The organism is Methanosarcina sp. 1.H.A.2.2 (assembly GCF_000979975.1).
In the GTDB taxonomy this organism is placed as follows: Archaea; Halobacteriota; Methanosarcinia; order Methanosarcinales; family Methanosarcinaceae; genus Methanosarcina.
In genome coordinates, this window is sequence record NZ_JJQL01000007.1 from 19,228 (window position 1) to 37,759 (window position 18,532).

The window sequence follows — 18,532 nt, forward strand, 5'->3', positions numbered from 1 at the left end:
AAAAGGGAAAAACTGGTAGAAATCTGTATGGTAGAAATCTGTATGGAAGAAATCTGTATGGAAGAAATCCGTAATTATAAAAAAGAAAACAGGGTACTTATTTACCCTGTACCCTTAAAAGTTCTTTTTTCCAGAAAGGTATCTTTTTGCGCGCTCCCATCTTTTCCCCGAAAATCAACTTCTTCAGGAAAACAGAGTTATCCAGGCTTACTACGATTGCTGCTGCAAGGATAAAGAAGGAACCTATAAGCATCCCGCTGTGAACAGGGCTTCCCAGAACGGTGTGATCAAAAAATATACAGGAAACCGGCTCAAGAAGGGTGAGGACGCTGCCTGTAATGGCGCTTACGCCCGCAACGCCTCTTATATAGAACACTGCACCTACACCGGTGATGAGGAAGCCGAAGAGCATGAGGGCAGGAAGGTTTGCAGCGAGTACCTGCCCTGGAAGGGAGATTGCGAAAGGAGAGAGGAAGGCCAGACTGATTACACTCTGCCAGACAAGCTGGGTAAGGCCGTTATACTCGTCCCTGAGGAAGCGGACGGATATTATGACTCCACTGCTGAAGAGGCCTCCTACGAGCCCGAAGATTACACCTTTCAGATAGCTGCTTCCAAATTCAAGCTGTTCAAAACCGCCTTCAGGCCTTGTTACGTAGAAGACGCCTACCAGACCCAGGAAAAGAGCAAGAATAGTTTTTCCAGTATTCTTTTCACCTAGAAGAACGGGTGCAAGGAAAGTCAGGTATATAGGATCAGTATACAGGAGAAGGACAGCAGAAGAAGCTCCCAGGTATCGGATTGCAGAATAGTAGGAAAACATCTGTGAAACGTATAGAATTCCCAGAAGAAGGAGGTACTTTTTCTTCCTTTTCAAAGAGAGCTGACCGAGGTTTCCGGTAATTGCAAGATAACATAGTATGGCTGAAAGCCCGAAAAGGACCCTGTAGAAAATAATCGAACCTACAGACATATCCTTGAGCCATTCCATGAAAATTCCGACGGTACCATATATAACACACGCAGTGAGCAGTTCAAGGTGGTGTTTGGAGGCAGCAGTCACAGAAACAGTCATATATATTCTGGAGGGACGAATGTATATATATTTTTAGTGAGATAACTATAATTCTAGTAGTATAATACTTCTTAAAAATCTTAAGGAACTTGTTCTGAAGGGTATTTTTATTTTGCAGTGGGAGGCCAATACTCCAAAATTACCCTGCCAGAGACAGTTCAGTTTCCTGAATTAGTTTCCTGAATTAGTTTCCTGAATTAGTTTCCTGAATTAGTTTCCTGACTTTTTCAAGTTGAGAACCACATGCTGTCTGCTTCCGGTCCTGTAGATTGTAAGCCCCTTTAATCCCTGCTTCCAGGCGTAAATCAGAGCTTTCTCAATATCTTCCTTTTTGGCATCTGCAGGCATGTTGATGGTCTTTGAGATCCCTGCATGGCAGTGGCGCTGAAAGGCCGCCTGTACATCAATATGAGTCTTCCAGCTAATATCAAGGGCTGACCTGAAGAGCCTTTTTTCGTCTTCGCTCACTATTTTCGGGTCTTTTATGTCCTGCAGGGTGCCGTGTGTGTAGACATGCTCAAGGAGCCGGAGGTAATCAGGTTCCGAAAGCTCTGGCTTAAAATGTGCTTCAAAGAGGGGGTGAACAAGCAGGAATTCTTTTCCCACTGTACGGGTCCGCCTGTAAACCCAGCTGAAAACAGGTTCAATCCCTGCAGAACAACCTGCAAGAATACTGATAGTTCCGGTCGGGGCAATTGCAGTCAATGCGGCGTTTCTCATTGGAAGTTCCCAGGTGGAGTTTTCATATTCCGGAAAAGGTTCTTTTTCTGCCGCAAGTTTTCTTGATTCCCGGACTGCAGCCCGGCTAATCTGTTCCATAAGCTTTTCTGCAAGCTCGAGAGCTTCTGGTGAGTCATAGGGCAGCCCCAGGTTCAAAAGCATATCATGAAATCCCATAACCCCAAGCCCGATTTTCCTTGTCTTTCTGGTTGCCTCCCCAATCTCCGGGACAGGGTACACATTTATGTCAATTTCATTATCCAGGAAACGGACAGCTTTTCCGGCGGTTTCCCTCAGAGAATCCCAGTTGATTTTTCCGTCCACAACAAAAAGGGAAAGGTTAATGCTGCCCAGGTTGCAGGATTCATAGGGCAGGAGAGGCTCTTCTCCGCAGGGGTTTGTGGCAGTGATGTTCCCAAGTTTCGGGGTGAAGTTATCCCTGTTTATACGGTCATAGAAGAGAACGCCCGGTTCCCCGTTTCTCCATACTCCATCAACGATTTCGGAGAAGATGGCCCCAACCGTTGCGCCTGTTCGGGGGTTCCAGACTTCCCCAGTGCTGCCTGCTTCAACAAGCTTGATAAAAGCATCAGGGACCATTACTGAGAGGTTGAAATTCCTGAAGTTTCCTTCAACGTGCTTGGCCCTGATGAAAGGTATGAGGTCGTCATGGGAAACGTCCAGGATTCCTATATTTGCGCCTCTGCGCCTGCCAAACTGCTTGATGACTTCCGTTGCCTCGTTGAAGAGCTTCATGAAAGAGAGCGGGCCGCTGGCAACCCCGTCAACGCAAAGGGCCTGAGAACCTTTTGGCCGTACTTTTGAGAAGTCAAACCCGGTCCCTCCTCCGGTCTTCTGGATAAGTGCTGCGGTTTTGAGGGCATCAAAAATTTCCTCGACACTGTCCTCTACAGGGACTACAAAACATGCGGCTAGCTGGCCCAGTTCCGTACCTGCGTTCATAAGCGTGGGCGAACTCGGAAGAAAGATTTTACGGACCATAAGGTCTTTGAATTCCAGATATTCTTCTTCACCCGTTGCAATTGCTTTTGCCACCCTTTCACAGATGTCCTCCCAGCCTTTCTCCCCTTCGCGCAGATACCTGGCTTTAAGAGCTTCGGCAATCAGAGCATCCCATCCTTCCTCAGTATCCAGCACCTAAATCGTTTCTCCCGTGAATCTCCTCAGGCTTCTGTAAAAGCAGGTTTCGGTGTTTTTCGCTAAAAAGAAATACTATTCCATAATTATACGGGATTTTTTATCATTCTATCCGAAAACTCGGTTAGAAAACATGATAAGAATGGCTGATGAGAAAATATAATCAGAACAAATAGTTAGAATCCATGATCCTAAACATGATTAGAACAAATAGTTAGAGAGTGTAATCCTAAAAAGAATTTTAACAAATAAGTAGAATCCATGACCCTTAAAAATCATCCTGAATCCTAAAACGTAATCCAAAATCCTAAAACGTAATCCAAAATCCTAAAACGTAATCCAAAATCCTAAAACGTAATCCAAAATCCTAAAATCTGAGGATGCAAAACTGAAATCATCATAGGCCGTTACGGAAATCGATTCCCCACGGATAAAAAATAAAAAATAAGGGTTGACCTGAAGATAGAAAAGTCTTCAGACCAGTTCAGCCTTCACGATTTTCACTTCGGTTTTCGGGCGGTCCTGGCGGTCGACCTTTACCTTTCCCATGGCTTCGACAACATCCATGCCTTCTACAACCTTTCCGAAAACGGGGTGCTTTTTGTCAAGGTGGGTGTTATTTACAAGGTTAATGAAGAACTGGCTCCCGCCTGTGTTCGCGCCTGCATTTGCCATTGAAATCGTGCCCTTGTCGTTCCGGTTGTGTTTCGTAAACTCGTCCGGGATCTCATAGCCGGGTCCTCCCATGCCTGTTCCTGTCGGATCTCCGCCCTGGATCATGAATTTGTCAATTATCCTGTGGAAAATCACGCCGTCGTAGAAGCCCTTGTCCACAAGTTTTGCAAAGTTTCCTGCCGTAATCGGCATGTCTTCAAACAGTTCAAGAGTGATGTCACCCATAGTGGTGTGCAGAACCACTTTCTTTCCCTTCCATACAGCCATTTCTGTTCCTCTTCCGGTTTTTTTAACCTGATTTAACCTTATTTTTATGTGTGCCTGTCTTTTTGTTGGCTTTTTGTGCATTGTATGCTCGCCTTACATGTAAATGCTTCGCCAGCAGAGTTGCGGCTCTGCAGTGCGCTGTCCTTTTCGCTGCGCTCAAGAGGACTACTTTACAAAGTTCCAGCTTTTCATTTTTTTAGTTGCATTCATTATACCTTCAACAGTTCTCAGTCCTTTTCGCTTTTCTCAGGCAGGAGAGAGTCCGGGACTTCGGGCATTTCGGGATGCAAAAGTCAAAGAGATAAAATGTCTAAACTCCTGATTATTGTTCCTGATTTAAGATGCCTGAACGGTTTATTGATGGCGTACTCGATACTTTATTTTCTAAACTTTCAGTATACAGTGGTTTAACTTTTACGAAACATGAACAAAATTATACAAACTCTGCACTATATTGTCCTCCACGGCCCCTCGACTCACTCGATTATTTTATATGAATACTTACTTTTTTATAGACAAGCTGGTTTATTTTTTAATGGGGAAGAAAATACGTTCCATTAAGTTCCGTTCCGTTAAGTTCCGATAAACGACAGTGGGGGAAATTGTTATGAATTGGTTACAGGTTTTTTACCTGTGGATAGCCGCAGGACTCTTCATCACTCTGTCCGTGCTTCCGGCTTCAGCAGAAACAACTTTTGAAACTGGAACGATTCTTGATAATGAAACCGCGGAAATAAATCCGATAGATAACTCTACGGCTTCATATAACGAAACCGAAGTCGTTGAACAGGAGCTGGGCCTGGGCCTCCGTTTTCTCGGGTCCATGCTTCGCCTGCTTGACCTCAACCTGAACCTTATAAATGGAACCCTCAATGACCACTCTGCAGAATATCCTTTCCTGCAGCCCACAATAGAGGGAACGTCTACAGGCATAGAAACAGTGGACTCAACGATTGTTTTCGTGGAAGATCCCACAAACATGAGTAAAGCAAATTCCACTATGCATACCTTCGACGGTGCTATTGCGGACCTGAACGCAAGCCTTGTATACCCGCAGGATATGCTCGATGCTGCAAATGCGACCCTCGGGCAGCCTGAGGGCACAACACCGATCCTTGAAGATCTGTTCCGGGTGACAAAGGCAATGGTTACGACTTATGACAACATCTGAGGCTGAATAAGGAAGAGGGGATCTGTGAGATTTTACTGATTTTTGTGATCCCGAATTGCGCCTCGGGATCTCAGGAAATCGGAGATTTTCTGGGAGTTGCACTGCAAGTGCAACAGTACGCGGTCCTTTTCGCTGCGCTCAAGAGGACCAATTTATGGGTACAGAGATTTCCGTGCTTTCTGCGGTTTCCGTGGTTAGTGATATATTATTCAGGGGGACCTGAATAACCCCCTCACGTTTTTATTCCAGCAATCCGGCGCGGCTTGAGTCCAATGGCTTTTCGCGAAAAAAATGAATACTTCAACCGCACTTCCTTAAAAATAAATATAATAATTATACTGATTGTTTTAATGCTTGCGAGAAGAGCTTTAAAGGAGAGTTTTAAAGAAGAGCTTCAATCTTGAAAAGGTAAAACGGAATCGCAAGCTTTTTACTGGATTATTAATAAGAGATTGTCATATTATTCAATTCCAATTTGATTCTAACTCCGTCACCCAACATACAACATTTTAGCACACAGTTTTCATTCTCACCAGAACAGGACCAAAAAACATGCCTTTAACCCTTAACGAATTAAACACTCACCTTTTCAAAGCCGCAGACATCCTGCGCGGCTCAATTGACAGTTCCGAATACAAGCACTACATTTTCGGAATGCTTTTTCTAAAAAGGCTCTCTGACCAGTTTGAGGAAAACGTCAGTCGGGTTACGGAAGAACTTGTAAAAGACGGCATGCCTGAAGCCAAAGCACAGGAGATTGCCCTATCCGACCCGATAGAGCATGGAGGTAGCTTCTTTGTCCCTCCTCGCGCTCGCTGGTCCGAACTTGAAAAGAAGTCCTCTGACATAGGTGAGGCTATAAACAAAGCCTTTGAAGCTCTGGAACACGAAAACAGCTCCCTTGAAGGCGTCCTGATCGCGATTGATTTTAACGACAAGGGACGCATTTCCGATGCCGTCCTCCAGAAGCTTATCACCCATTTCGGAAAATACAACCTGGCAAACCATTCCCTTGAAAATAAGGACATGCTGGGACGGTCCTACGAATACCTGATCAAACACTTTGCAGACGATGCCGGAAAGAAAGGCGGAGAATTCTACACCCCCGAAGAAGTGGTCAGGCTCCTTGTAAAGCTGGTCAAGCCCGCCGAGGATATGCGGATCTGCGACCCCACATGCGGCTCAGGCGGCATGCTTATCGAATGTATCCACTATTTGCAGGAACACGGCAAAAACCAGGACAAAATCTCCCTTTTCGGGCAGGAAAAGAACCTCAACACCTGGGCCATCTGCAAGATGAACATGCTCCTGCACGACATCCTCGACGCGCGGATCGAGAAAGGCGACACGATGGCCGACCCCAAGCTGCTGGACAACGGCGAACTGATGGTTTTCGACCGCGTTTTAGCCAACCCGATGTGGAACCAGAAAGAGTGGTCAAGAGACTGGCTCGCCAAAGGCGACCCCTATTCCCGTGTGAAATACGCGCTCCCGTCTGCCTCTTCCGCCGACTGGATGTGGATTCAGCACATGACAGCAACCCTGAACTCGGCGGGCGTGCTTGGAATTGTGCTTGACAACGGGGTCCTCTTCCGCGGCGGGCAGGAGAAAGTCTCCCGCCAGGGCTATGTTGACGATGACCAGATCGAAGCTGTCCTCGCCCTCCCCCAGAACCTTTTCTATAACACAGGCAGCCCGGGCACGATTTTAATCTTCAACAAAAACAAACGCCCGGAAAGAAAAGGAAAAATTCTCTTCATCGATGCTTCTTCCGAATATGAAGAAGGAAAAGCCCAGAACTTCCTGCGGGACAGCAATGTTGAAAAGATTGTCTCGGCTTTCGACGGCTTTGAAGATATTGAAAAGTTCTGTGCAGTTGTCGGGAAAGAGAGCATTGTCGAAAATGATTACAACCTGAACGTTTCCCTGTATGTGGACACCTCCGAAGCCGAACCTGAAATTGACGTAGCGGCGGTCAACGAAGAATTAAAAGAGCTTATCAGGCAGAGGGACGAGTCTTATAATGAAATGCAGGCTTATTTGAAGGACTTAGGGTACGAGGAATGAAGATGAATGAGAAATCTCTTAATTTTGGGCTCATTTTGGGAAATATTAAATTGGTCACTCACTGCGTGGCCAATTGAGAGGAGAGCGCACGGACACTTTAAAATTATAAATTCACCAGGCACCGCTTGACGAATTTTAGAGAAATAACTATTCCGGAGCAACCTGAATAGCTTCTTTCGGTCGTTCTTGTCCCGCGCCTCAGCGCGGCTGGAACATAACGACTTTGAGAAGACAAAAACGAAAAAATTAGAAGCCCTGTAAAAGAAAGCATCAAAAAATAAAGAATTTACTGACAATCCAGCAGTTAACAATCTATTAAGAATTAAAGAGGACGGGTAGCCAGCTTTGTAAGTTTTTAAATTCATCACGCACTGCGTGACGAATTAAGATAAATAACAGTCAACTTAGTAAAGTTTTAAATTCGCCAAGCACTGACTGGCGAATTCAGATTTGAAGTGGAAAAGGGTATTGTAAATGACAAAAAATATTTTAGTTCCTGAAGGCTATAAGAAAACGGAATTAGGAGTGATTCCGGAAGATTGGGAAGTTATAAGCCTTAAAGAAATAACGGATTTCCATAAACAAGGATACTATACAAAAGAAAAGTATGTTGAAAATGGAGTAAAATTTCTTAGGATTACAGATATAGATAACCGAGGAAACATCAAAAATGAAACTATGCCCTCTCTAAATATCTCTAAAACAGATTATGAAAATTATAAACTAGAATCGGGAGATTTTGCCTTTGCCAGAAGTGGCGCTATTGGAAGAGTTGGCCTTGTGAGAAATAACGAAGAAACCATTTTTGGATCATACATAATTAAGTTCAAATTTAACCAAGAGGTAACTGACAATGAATTCTTTATAAGGTATTTTAATGGGGATATATTTCGTAAAGAGTTATTTAAAATGATTCAAGGGGCTTCTAACCAAAATGTTAATGCTGAAAATATAAAGAGATGTAATATTATTCTTCCTACTTTAAAAGAACAACAAAAAATCGCCTCCATCCTCTCAAAAGTCGATGAACAAATCGAACAGACAGAGCAGATTATTGAGAAAACTGAAATCTTAAAAAAAGGTCTGATGCAGAAACTGCTTACAAAAGGTATTGGGCATACGAAGTTTAAGAAAACGGAACTTGGAGAGATACCGGAAGAATGGAGCATAGAAAAATTAGGAGTTCTTTGCGAATTGATTACTAAAGGAACTACTCCAACTACTGTTGGGTTTTCTTATCAAAACACAGGCATCAATTTTGTAAAAATTGAAAGTATTAGTGCAAGTGGTAATTTCTTGCTAAATATGTTTTCTCATATCAGTGAGAATGCAAACAAAGCACTCAAAAGATCAATCTTAAAAGACAGAGATTTACTTTTTTCAATTGCAGGAGCTCTAGGTAGAGTTGCAATAGTAAATTCTGAAATTCTCCCCGCAAATACAAATCAAGCTTTAGCGATAATTAGACTAAAAGAAGATCAAAAAAAAGACATAAAATATGTTTATTTCTATTTAAAAGGACCTCAAATTCAAAAGCATATTGATAGGATAAATGTGCAATCAGCACAAGCAAATCTAAGTCTTGAAAATATAAATAACTTCAAAATTGCTTTACCTCAAAAAGAAGAACAGCAAAAAATCACCTCTATCCTCTCAAAAGTGGATTCCCAGATCCGGGACAACCAGAACTACTTAACCAGGCTTCAAGAACTTAAAAAAGGACTTATGCAGGATCTTCTTACAGGAAAAGTCAGAGTGTGTGTGTAATGGCAAATTTAAGCTTTTGTCCTCTCGAACGTAGTGAGAAGGACGCGTGCTCCCGAAGCGCAATTCGGGCAGGAAAAGTAAGAGTGTGCGTATAATGGCAGACGAATCCCAGCTCCAGATTGATGAATACACGCTTGTGGAAAAACCGGCTCTTGATTTATTTGATAAGCTGGGGTACAACTACCTTGACGGGAAAAAGCTGAAAAAAGAGCCGCAGCAGTTCTTTTTGCTGGACATCCTGAAACGGAAGATTCAGGAGATAAATCCCTGGCTTGATGAGGTCGGGCTGAATAAGGCGGTCAGGGAGATTACTGTTGTACAGGCGGCATCTCTTGTTGAGGCTAATGAGCTGCTGTATTACAAGCTGGTCAATTATACCAGTTTCAAGCAGGACCTGGGATTCGGGAAAAAGTCGCAGACTGTCAAGTTTATTGATTTTGATGAGCCTGGGAAGAACGAGTTTACGGTTGTCAACCAGTTTTATGTTAAGAATAATGATTTTACGATCATTCCTGACCTTGTGGTTTTTGTAAACGGGATTCCGCTGGCTGTGCTTGAGTGCAAAAGCCCGAACTTGCAGGAGCCGATTGACGAGGCAATTTCCCAGCTTTTCGGGTACAGGGAGAAGAACGAGCAGTTCTTTTACCCGAACCAGATCCTTGTTGCGCTTGCGCGTTACAGGGCGACTTATGCTTCCACTTTTTCGCCTGCAAAATACTTCCTTGAGTGGAAGAAGCCTTATCCTTTAAACGAAAGGGAACTGGCTGAGAGACTTGGAAAAAAGGGGTCGGAGGGGCAGAAAGTACCGGAGGGGCAGAAAGTACCGGAAGAGCAGGAGGGGCAGGATAAGCAGGAAATTCTGGCGGAACAGGAAATACTGGAGAGCCGCCTGCTGCCTGCACAGGATATTCTGCTGTACTCGCTTTTTTCAAAGGAGAATTTCCTGGACATTCTCAGGAGTTACATTGTTTTTGAGACCGAAAACAACGGTGTGAATAAAAAACTCTGCCGGTACAACCAGTACATTGCAAGCAATAAAATCCTTGAACGGATGGCAGAGGGCAAAGGCGGGGTAATCTGGCATACGCAGGGGAGCGGAAAGTCGCTTACCATGACCTATACGGCTCTGAAAATCCGCAGGATTGAAAAAGTGCCGGGGACTTCGCTTGAAAATCCCTGCATCCTGATTGTAACGGATAGGAATGACCTTGATTCTCAGATCTCAGGCACGTTTAAGAATTGCAGCTTCCCGAATCCCGTGCCAGTGGAAAGCGTGGAGCAGCTAAAAGACGAGCTGAAAACCCCCACTGGAAAGACTCTTTTTACCACGATCCAGAAATTTACCTCGAAAAACGGCGAGACTTACCCTGAACTGTCCCGCTCGGAAAACATCATTGTCTTTGCTGACGAAGCCCACCGGAGCCAGTACGGGAAAGCAGGATACGGGAAAACGGCTGCGAAGGAAAACAAAGAGGATGATAGGGTAAGCACCAGCCTGGGCTGGGCTTTGAATATGAGGACGGCAATTCCGAAAGCCTTATTCATCGGCTTTACCGGCACTCCCATTGATAAAAACGATAAATCCACGCGCAGGGAATTTGGAGATTATATTGACAGATACCTGCCGAAGCAGTCCATAGCTGACGGGGCAACCGTCCAGATCAAATATCAGGCAAGGCTTCCGAAAGTCCATATCCTGGGAAGCGAGCTTGATGTTGCTTTTGATTCAGAATTTGCTGATTACACTGACCTTGAGCAGGAAGCCATCAAGGAAAAAGCCGGAAAATACAAAACGATTGCCGAAGACGAGGACAGGATAAGGGTCATCTGCAAAGATATTCTCGAACACTACACAACTGCTGTCAGGCTCGAAGGCTTCAAGGCGCAGATCGTGACCCCATCAAGGGATGCAGCCGTTACCTACAAACGGATTCTGGACGAACTCGGGGCTCCTGAATCGGAAATCATCATTTCCTCAAGCCCAAAAGATGACCCTCACGCCGAAATCCGGAAGTACTACAGGACAAAAGCCCAGCAGAGGCAGATAATTAAAAAGTTCAGGAACCCGTTTGATGAAGAGAATAAACTGGCTTTCCTGATTGTCTGCGACATGCTCTTAACCGGCTTTGATGCGCCAATCGAGCAGGTCATGTACCTTGATAAGCCGCTCCGGGAACACAATCTCATGCAGGCAGTTGCAAGGGTGAACCGCCCCTATACCGACAACAAAACCTACGGCCTGATTATCGACTACTGCGGGATTTCAAAGCGGCTCAAAGAAGCCCTTGACATCTTCAACGAAGGGGACATTGCAGGCTACCTTGAACACCTTATGGATGATGTCCCGAAAGCCGAGCAGGCGGCAAACAAGGTAAAACGGTTCTTCAAAGCCGTGCCCACAACCTATGATTCTGCTGAATACGTAGACAGGTGCGTGCTTGATGTCCTGAGCGCCGAAGATGCGCGGATCAGGTTTGAAAGGGCTTTCAAGGAATTTGTTGCCCTTGTAAACAACATCATCCCCAATCCCGAAGCAAACCGCTTCAGGCAGGACGTCTACCTCTACGGCAGGATTTACAACGCAATGCGGACAAACTACAGCATAAAAGCCCCGAGTGTGCTTGAAGCTGTCCCCAAAGCCAAGGTCCTGATCCACGAATACCTCGAATCAAACGGCATCAAGGTCTTCCATGAACCTGTTTCCATTTACTCCTCCGAGTTCAATGACATCGTCAACAAAAAGACCTCGGCAAAAGCAAAAGCAAGCCTTATCCAGCACAAGGTCAGGACCACGATCAGCAACCTTCTTAACACAAACCCTATTTACTACACCTCCCTCCGCGAAAAGCTCGAAAAACTGATTGCAGAGCACGAACAGGAGCTTATTTCCACCACAGATTTCCTGACCAAACTTGACAAAATCAAAGCCGAGCTTGATGTCGATGTTGTTGCAAGAAAACACGGCATGAGCAGGGAAGAATTTGCAGTTTTCCAGATGGTCAGGGCTGCTTATATCCAGCTTCATGCCGGAGCCGAAAAAGCTTCCTTGCACCCTTCCATGCACCCTTCCATACACCTTATAGAAGAGGACGAGAAAAAGCTTGCAGGCGTTTCTCTCCCACTTTTTTCAGCCTTAACCGGGCTTGCAGTAATTGACTGGAGGCAAAAACCCGAACAGCAAAAGATAATGCTTAAAACGATCAAAAGGGAATTATATAAAATTGATTTTGACGTCGAAACGGCTGAAAGGGAAAGCCATAATATTCTCAACCTTGCCAGGAACCTTCTGTAAATGGGACCGAGAATAAAAGGATTAATGAGAAAGAGATTGAAATAAAAAATGGAATCGAGAATGGAACAGATAAAGATAGGAAACACTCTCGTTGATTACCGCTTAATCTATTCTTCCCGGCAGAAAACCATTGAGTTAGTAATTGATCTGGAATCCGGGTTTACAGTCAAAGCCCCCGGCAGCATGAGCAAAGAAAAGGTTGCCTTAAACCTTCGACGGAAAGCCAGCTGGATTATAATCAACCTCGATAAAATGAACGAGGTCATAAGAAACGAGACCCGGAAAGAATTCGTAAGCGGAGAAAAATTTCCGTACAAAGGCAAGCACTACAGGTTAAAAGTAGTACAGGTAAATGAAGAAATAGTTCCAACCCTGACCTTTACCCACAGCAAATTCATAGCTCATGTACCTGCAAGCGTCCCGGAATCTGACTATCCCCGAATCATACAGCCCTTGTTCATCAATTTTTACCACGAAAAAGCGGAGAAGGTTCTCAACCAGAGGGCCAGAATGTATTTGAAATACTTTGAAGAGAAACCGTCTCTTATCAAAGTTCAGCCCCTGAAAAACAAGTGGGGGAATTGCTCAAAGACAAACCAGCTCAGGTTCAACTGGCGGGTTGTTATGGCTAAAATGTCAATTATCGACTATGTGGTCGTCCACGAACTCTGCCACACTAAATATAAAGACCACTCAAAGGCTTTCTGGAACGAGGTACAGAAAATCCTGCCGGACTATGAAGAACGGAAAGAGTGGTTGAGGGTGCATGGGGATTTACTGAAGATATGAATTTTCAATTGTCTATAGATGCCCGATTAACATTTTTACGAGCGGTGTTAGGAGTGGTTTTATAGCACCCCTCCATGATTTTGTCCTGCAGTTCATTGTGACTGGAGTCTCAAGAAGTAAAAAATAATCAAATCATTCAGGATCCTGGATCGGACCCATGAATGACTAAACTCATGTTAGATATTTTAAAACTCCATTAACGGCTCGAAATCGGTGTCAGGACGGTCGTAAGTCTCTGTTTCAACGACGACATCCCCCCTTCGCCAGTAGTAATTATGGCCTGCCTCCACCTTAAAGGTCTCACCGTTCTCGTTTATCACGTCAGTTTGCCCAAGAATGAAATTATCAAAATGACGGAAAATCTCATCCTGTGTTTGACTGGTGGTCTGGTATCTTTCCATAATTATATTTGAAATCTCGTTATTAGTACTCATAAAGATCTCTGCATTTCTCATCGCATTATTCATTTCGTTGTTAAACCAACTAATATTGGGTTTGGATGAGGAGACCATATGAGCCAGTACTAAACTAGCTACGTTATCTTTAGATGCAGGTGCTACATAGCCATATATTCCTTGCACGTCCCATGTTTCGTACCCCATCCCCGAGTTAACTGAGTTGATGCTTGCTAAGTAATATCCGTTTAGTGTCTCTCCATTTTTAGAACATGTGAAATATACTTCTCCTACGTTTTGGTTCATAGGAAACCCAGATTTGATGTAAAAATCGTTAAATGCTTGGGATTTCTCAGGCAGATCTTGGTTTTGTGTAATAACTATGTTGGTATAGCCATACGCCTGTGCCAGATAATTTTCAACATACCACCTGCTAAATTCAGCCCCACTCATTTTGCGCAAAAGCATTACCCGGTTTGACATTAGGTCACCCTCGATGAAACCTAATTGCTGACTTAATTGGGAAGGAGTCTGGAAGAAATATGGCAAATAAACATCGCCCCAGGTGATGGTGATCCCATCTGTAGAAGTGGCTTCTATAGCTCCTCTAGAGCCTTCAGATAGACCAATGTTTCCAGTAGGATACCTTTCAATTCCTCCAATTACATTCCATCCTTCCGGAACTTCCATTGTAAAGGCATTCTCCTTGGGTTCAAGCCACTGAACATACGATGGCTCAGTAAAATATAATGTTTGGAGTATCTGAGTCAGAGTTCCTTTCATTGCCTCGAAATTATCCTCAGGAGCCCTGATTGAATAGAACATCCCACTTTGCTGATAGATGCTGACAAGGACTACCTCCTTCAAGAGAGTCCCATCTGAAGCACGGGTGTAATTTATTGAGCCAACAGCCTGATCTAAGCCAGGCGTGTTACTATTTAATTGCCTCACAACTCCCGGGGCAATCCCCTCATAATCAGAATTCAAATTAATATCGCTGAAATATGTGTTTACGTAGCCTGAGGCGCTCGGGTACATATTCACGTAGTCTGAAGCATTCATATTTGCTTTCGAAATGAATGGGTAAATCACTACGGTAGAGTCTCCATATGGACTGGTGATTATAATGTGGTTGTTGGAATCCATTTTCGCGGTCCATCCAGGAGGGTGCTCAATTGAGAATCCAAAGTATGGATCATCGTATTTTACCCAATTATCACCTCGACTGGTACCGCATAAAAGATAGACCAGCACTACCATTGATACTATGATGAAAGTAGTTCTTGATTTCATAAGGAAAAGACGAGCCATAATCCACCCCGGTTTAGATATTCAATATAGAACTTCGCATTTAAAAAATTAAATTAAACTCATCAGGAATTACGATAACCTTTTTATTTGAACATTCTAAGTCTTTATAATGCTGATAATCAGCATTATAGCTGCATAAATCCTGTAAATATTATTATAAAATTAATTTGATATATTTCTATAACTATATAAACATGAGCAAATTTAATATCTACTAAAAGATAATATTTTAAAAAGTCTTTGAGCCAGACAAAATAGACTCATCTAAATGTACCAAATGTGACTGTATTATTTCCACTTACTTTTTTCCAATATGTAGCCACATCGAAGTTTCTATATACAATTTTTTTTGGTTCAGTTTTATTATTATCATGTCATTAGATCGACTGCCCACGGTCTATAATGAATCAATTTTGAGTTTGTGATAAGATCAACAACAAATACGGAGACTTCACCCTTAGGGAATAATAGAACTCAAGTACCAACTGTTCAGAAATCATGAGCAAAATTCAGTAGTCTGTTGGTGCAATTGGCTTTTCGTCTGCTAATTTTTTAAACACACTGAATTTTAGCATACAGTTTGTATTCTCACCAGAATAGAAACCAGTTGAGGTTCAACTGGCGGTTTGTTATGGCTAAAATGTCGATCATAGACTATGTGGTCATCCACGAACTCTGCCACACAAAATATAAAGATCACTCAAAGGCTTTCTGGAACGAGGTACAGAAAATCCTGCCGGACTATGAAGAACGGAAAGAGTGGTTGAGGGTGCATGGGGATTTACTGAAGATATGAATTCCACTTGTAGTTGAAACTCATCATTTTAGGGCCTATCCGAAAAGTCAGATCCATGAAAAGTTGTAAAGATATTGTTTTATCCGATTATCTCGTATTGAAACAGGATAATTATGGGGAAGAATATTCACGAAATCAAGGAAATAAAGGGCTTTGCGCCCAGGTCTGTTGTGTACGCTGAAAAGATAAATGAGGATTTTGGCGAAGGGCTTGCAGGCTTTTATAAAGCTATATGGGCTGAGAGAGAAGGCGGACTTTCCATTAAGCAGAAGCACCTGACGGTCTTTGCTATTGCCTGTTCCAACAACAACACAGACAGTGCAGTCAAAATCTTGCAAAAGCTTCATCAATTCGGAGCTACCAGAGCAGAGATAACTGACGCCATGATGATGGCTGCCTGGACCGGTGGGATTCAGAATTTCACGGATATTAGTTCAGTGATACTCAAAGAAATGGAGAAACATGGCTATTAACAGCCTATGGTAACAGTCAATTATGGAATAGTTAAGAGTTAGAATAGATATCTAATATCCGACTAGACGTTCTGGTTATTCATATTGCCATTTGTAAAGGTCAGTAGGTCACAGCACTTTTCGGATAGGCTCTTAGTGAATTTACCTTGTAACCCACCTTCCGCAGAAGTCCACAAAAATACCACCTATTTTTCCCAATATGGCAGTAGCTTAAAAACTAATTTCCCCTATAATGAAGGATAGTGGGCAAATCGGCAAATGAATTCTACATCTGTGTACATCTGCGGAATGTCTGTTGTAAAACTAAAATCCATTTGTTACAAACCATTTTTAAAGCATTGATAACACACAGGTTTCTCTTTAGAAGTGTCTGTCGGTTTGCCGCATTTATGACAATACTTTTCCTTATACTTTGGATTTCCAAATCTAGCCCATGAATTATAACAATCGCTACAAAACGGTTCATTTGGATTAGACCTTATTTTTTCCCCACAACGAATGCATGATCCAGAATCACTGATCAGGTCCTTTTTATAGTAGTTTGCAATTTCCCGGAGAAAAGCCGATCCATACCTCTCAAGTTTCTTTTGCCCCACTCCTGTAATACTTAAAAACTCGTCAGAGTTCTTTGGAATCTTAGAGCATATTTCTTCAAGAGTTTTATCCGTAAATATATAGTACGCAGGTACTTTTTCCTGTTCTGCAACTTTACTTCGAAGTATTCTCAATCTCTCGAAAAGATTCAGGTCATTTGAGTTACTATCATAAGTTGTTATTTCTTTTTCACTTTCTATTTTCTCTTCTGCTTTCAATTGTCCGTTTACTTTTGATAGTTCGTTTGACCTTGAAACCCGATCGCCGATCTCACTATCTCTTGGCGCCACTTTTTCAACTGTTACTTTAATTTCTTCACTTTTCCTGAATAACCATCTCGCGTGCTCACAAATATCTGAATATAGTTTTGGGTCTTCATCTTTTGTCACATATATTCCCATTTCATAATTATTGACCTGTGAATACTCGTACAGATTCATTGAGGTGACAATTGCCTCATTTTCATTTAAATAGCATTTAGCATGTAAGTCCTTACAAAACCCGGTACGAACGGAATTAAGTTGTTTAAGCCAATTATTCTCATCAGGCTGCAGTTCATTTTTCCCATAAACTATTTTTACATCAATTTTCATTCTGTTTTGATCTTCAATTAAATCTTTAATCTGATGGTTTATCTTCAAATATGGGCTTATTATAAAGACTTCCTGCTTCGCATTTTTGATAATCTCTGTTAAATTATAGGAAATTCCTGTTGTATTCAAAAATTTAGCCATTTCCTTTCCCCAGTTACTTCGATTACATTAAGGCACTTAGCAAATTTACTTAACATCAAAACTTACATACTTTTTTTATTTAATACTATCTACAAACATAGATATATATAAAACTAGAAATATATAATTATAAGAATTTATTAAACCCACCGTGTCTTCTCCTCATCCAAAACCTTTTTATAACAAGTACGGTATTAGTCATTATTGTACATAACTATACACCAGTGATTATATATGCACGACTCGATCCTCCACATCCTCAACACAACAAAGACCCGGGTCCAGGCTTTTGGGGCCGACGTCCAGAAGGAAGACCCGCAGCTGCAGTTCCAGAAAAGGGACTTTATTGCAGCTGTAGCAGCTGTAAGAGCAGACGGGCGGGTGCCGGTAATTGCGGAAGTCAAGCCCGCATCCCCTGGAAAGAGCTTCAGGGATATACCCCCGGCAGTGGCTGCTGAGCTTGCATGGGAGATGGAGGAAGCCGGAGCTGTTGCAATTTCGGTCCTTACTGAACCAGGAGTGTTTCGGGGCTCACTTGAAAACCTGAACGCGGTCAGGAAAACAGTTTGTTTACCGGTTCTGAGGAAGGATTTCATTATTGACAGGCTGCAGCTTGAGGAAGCAGGAAGCGACCTCATACTCCTGATTGCAGGCATCCTGGGAAAAGAGCTGGACGCCTTTGTTGATCTTGCTCTTGAAAAGGGCTTTGAGCCGCTGGTTGAAGTTCACAACAGGGAAGAGCTTGAACTTGCACTGGAAACCGGCACAAAGCTCATCGGGATTAATAACCGGAACTTTGAGACCCTTAAAATCGACCTGGCAACCACTGAAGAGCTTGCCCCACTCATCAGGGAATACGACCTGGATCACGGGACCAGCCATATCATTATAAGCGAGAGCGGGATGAACAGTCCCGAAGATGCCAGGCGCGTGATGCAGGCAGGGGCAGATGCTGTGCTTATAGGGTCTTCACTTATGGAAAGTGACTCCGTTTTTGAGAAAACTAAAGAATTCGTCCAGAGCTTTTGCTGGCGTTAACAACTGCTTTTCCTTGACTTTCAGGAACTTTCGGCCTGTGGAAATAAGGTCGAAAAATCCGCTTTCATTTCAAAACTAAGGTAATAATTCTGTTTCATAAAATCACAAATCACAAATCAGGAATCACAACTCAGGAATCACAACTCAGGAATCAAGAATTCAGGAATTAAAAATTCAGGAATCACAAAATCAGAAATCAAGATACAAGGG

13 protein-coding genes are annotated in these 18,532 nt (G+C 43.0%); 8 read left to right on the forward strand and 5 right to left on the reverse strand.

Features of this window, described 5'->3' with window-relative positions; translation table 11 throughout:
- Window positions 1-97 precede the first annotated feature (97 nt).
- The 3 genes from EO93_RS01165 to EO93_RS01175 all read right to left on the reverse strand — a co-directional run bounded on the left by EO93_RS01165 (window position 98) and on the right by EO93_RS01175 (window position 3,895).
- Entirely contained in the window at window positions 98-1,075 is a 978-nt protein-coding gene (locus EO93_RS01165; protein ID WP_048160725.1) for a DMT family transporter, read from the reverse strand.
- A 210-nt stretch (window positions 1,076-1,285) separates the two neighbouring features.
- Complete coding sequence (locus EO93_RS01170; RefSeq protein WP_048160726.1) at window positions 1,286-2,953, reverse strand: adenosylcobalamin-dependent ribonucleoside-diphosphate reductase; 1,668 nt, start codon at window positions 2,951-2,953, stop codon at window positions 1,286-1,288.
- A 474-nt stretch (window positions 2,954-3,427) separates the two neighbouring features.
- The gene (locus tag EO93_RS01175) at window positions 3,428-3,895 is read right to left on the reverse strand and encodes a peptidylprolyl isomerase (protein WP_048160874.1); all 468 of its coding nucleotides are present in this window, start codon (window positions 3,893-3,895) and stop codon (window positions 3,428-3,430) included.
- A gap of 607 nt (window positions 3,896-4,502) precedes the next feature.
- On the opposite strand from EO93_RS01175, the gene EO93_RS01180 reads away from it, so the two are divergent.
- From EO93_RS01180 to EO93_RS01200, 5 genes are all read left to right on the forward strand, one after another.
- Entirely contained in the window at window positions 4,503-5,066 is a 564-nt protein-coding gene (locus tag EO93_RS01180; RefSeq protein ID WP_048160728.1) for a hypothetical protein, read from the forward strand.
- A 552-nt stretch (window positions 5,067-5,618) separates the two neighbouring features.
- Window positions 5,619-7,133 (forward strand): type I restriction-modification system subunit M, encoded by a 1,515-nt coding sequence (locus EO93_RS01185; protein WP_048160733.1) that lies wholly within the window; start codon window positions 5,619-5,621, stop codon window positions 7,131-7,133.
- A gap of 474 nt (window positions 7,134-7,607) precedes the next feature.
- Window positions 7,608-8,900: a restriction endonuclease subunit S gene (locus tag EO93_RS01190; RefSeq protein WP_048160735.1), complete on the forward strand. Its 1,293-nt coding sequence runs from the start codon at window positions 7,608-7,610 to the stop codon at window positions 8,898-8,900.
- A 94-nt stretch (window positions 8,901-8,994) separates the two neighbouring features.
- Window positions 8,995-12,192 carry a type I restriction endonuclease subunit R gene (locus EO93_RS01195; RefSeq protein ID WP_052735352.1) on the forward strand — a complete coding sequence of 1,066 codons (3,198 nt, stop codon included), beginning with the start codon at window positions 8,995-8,997 and terminating at the stop codon, window positions 12,190-12,192.
- Window positions 12,193-12,252: 60 nt separating this feature from the next.
- Complete coding sequence (locus tag EO93_RS01200) at window positions 12,253-12,981, forward strand: M48 family metallopeptidase (protein ID WP_048160736.1); 729 nt, start codon at window positions 12,253-12,255, stop codon at window positions 12,979-12,981.
- A 185-nt stretch (window positions 12,982-13,166) separates the two neighbouring features.
- On the opposite strand, the gene EO93_RS01205 is transcribed toward EO93_RS01200, so the two are convergent.
- Window positions 13,167-14,687: a hypothetical protein gene (locus tag EO93_RS01205; protein WP_048160738.1), complete on the reverse strand. Its 1,521-nt coding sequence runs from the start codon at window positions 14,685-14,687 to the stop codon at window positions 13,167-13,169.
- A gap of 580 nt (window positions 14,688-15,267) precedes the next feature.
- On the opposite strand from EO93_RS01205, the gene EO93_RS16670 reads away from it, so the two are divergent.
- Complete coding sequence (locus tag EO93_RS16670; RefSeq protein WP_255350188.1) at window positions 15,268-15,483, forward strand: M48 family metallopeptidase; 216 nt, start codon at window positions 15,268-15,270, stop codon at window positions 15,481-15,483.
- Between the two features lie 113 nt (window positions 15,484-15,596).
- A complete protein-coding gene (locus tag EO93_RS01215) occupies window positions 15,597-15,956 on the forward strand; it encodes a carboxymuconolactone decarboxylase family protein (protein WP_048135401.1) in 360 nt (119 codons plus the stop codon).
- Between the two features lie 317 nt (window positions 15,957-16,273).
- Here EO93_RS01215 and EO93_RS16420 read toward each other — a convergent pair whose 3' ends face one another.
- On the reverse strand, window positions 16,274-17,284 hold the full coding sequence (locus EO93_RS16420) for an HRDC domain-containing protein (protein WP_052735353.1): 1,011 nt from the start codon (window positions 17,282-17,284) through the stop codon (window positions 16,274-16,276).
- Window positions 17,285-17,518: 234 nt separating this feature from the next.
- Between EO93_RS16420 and EO93_RS01225 the strand changes: the two genes are divergently transcribed.
- Window positions 17,519-18,322, forward strand: a complete 804-nt coding sequence (locus tag EO93_RS01225) for an indole-3-glycerol-phosphate synthase (protein ID WP_048160740.1) — start codon at window positions 17,519-17,521, stop codon at window positions 18,320-18,322.
- The last annotated feature ends 210 nt before the right edge of the window (window positions 18,323-18,532 follow it).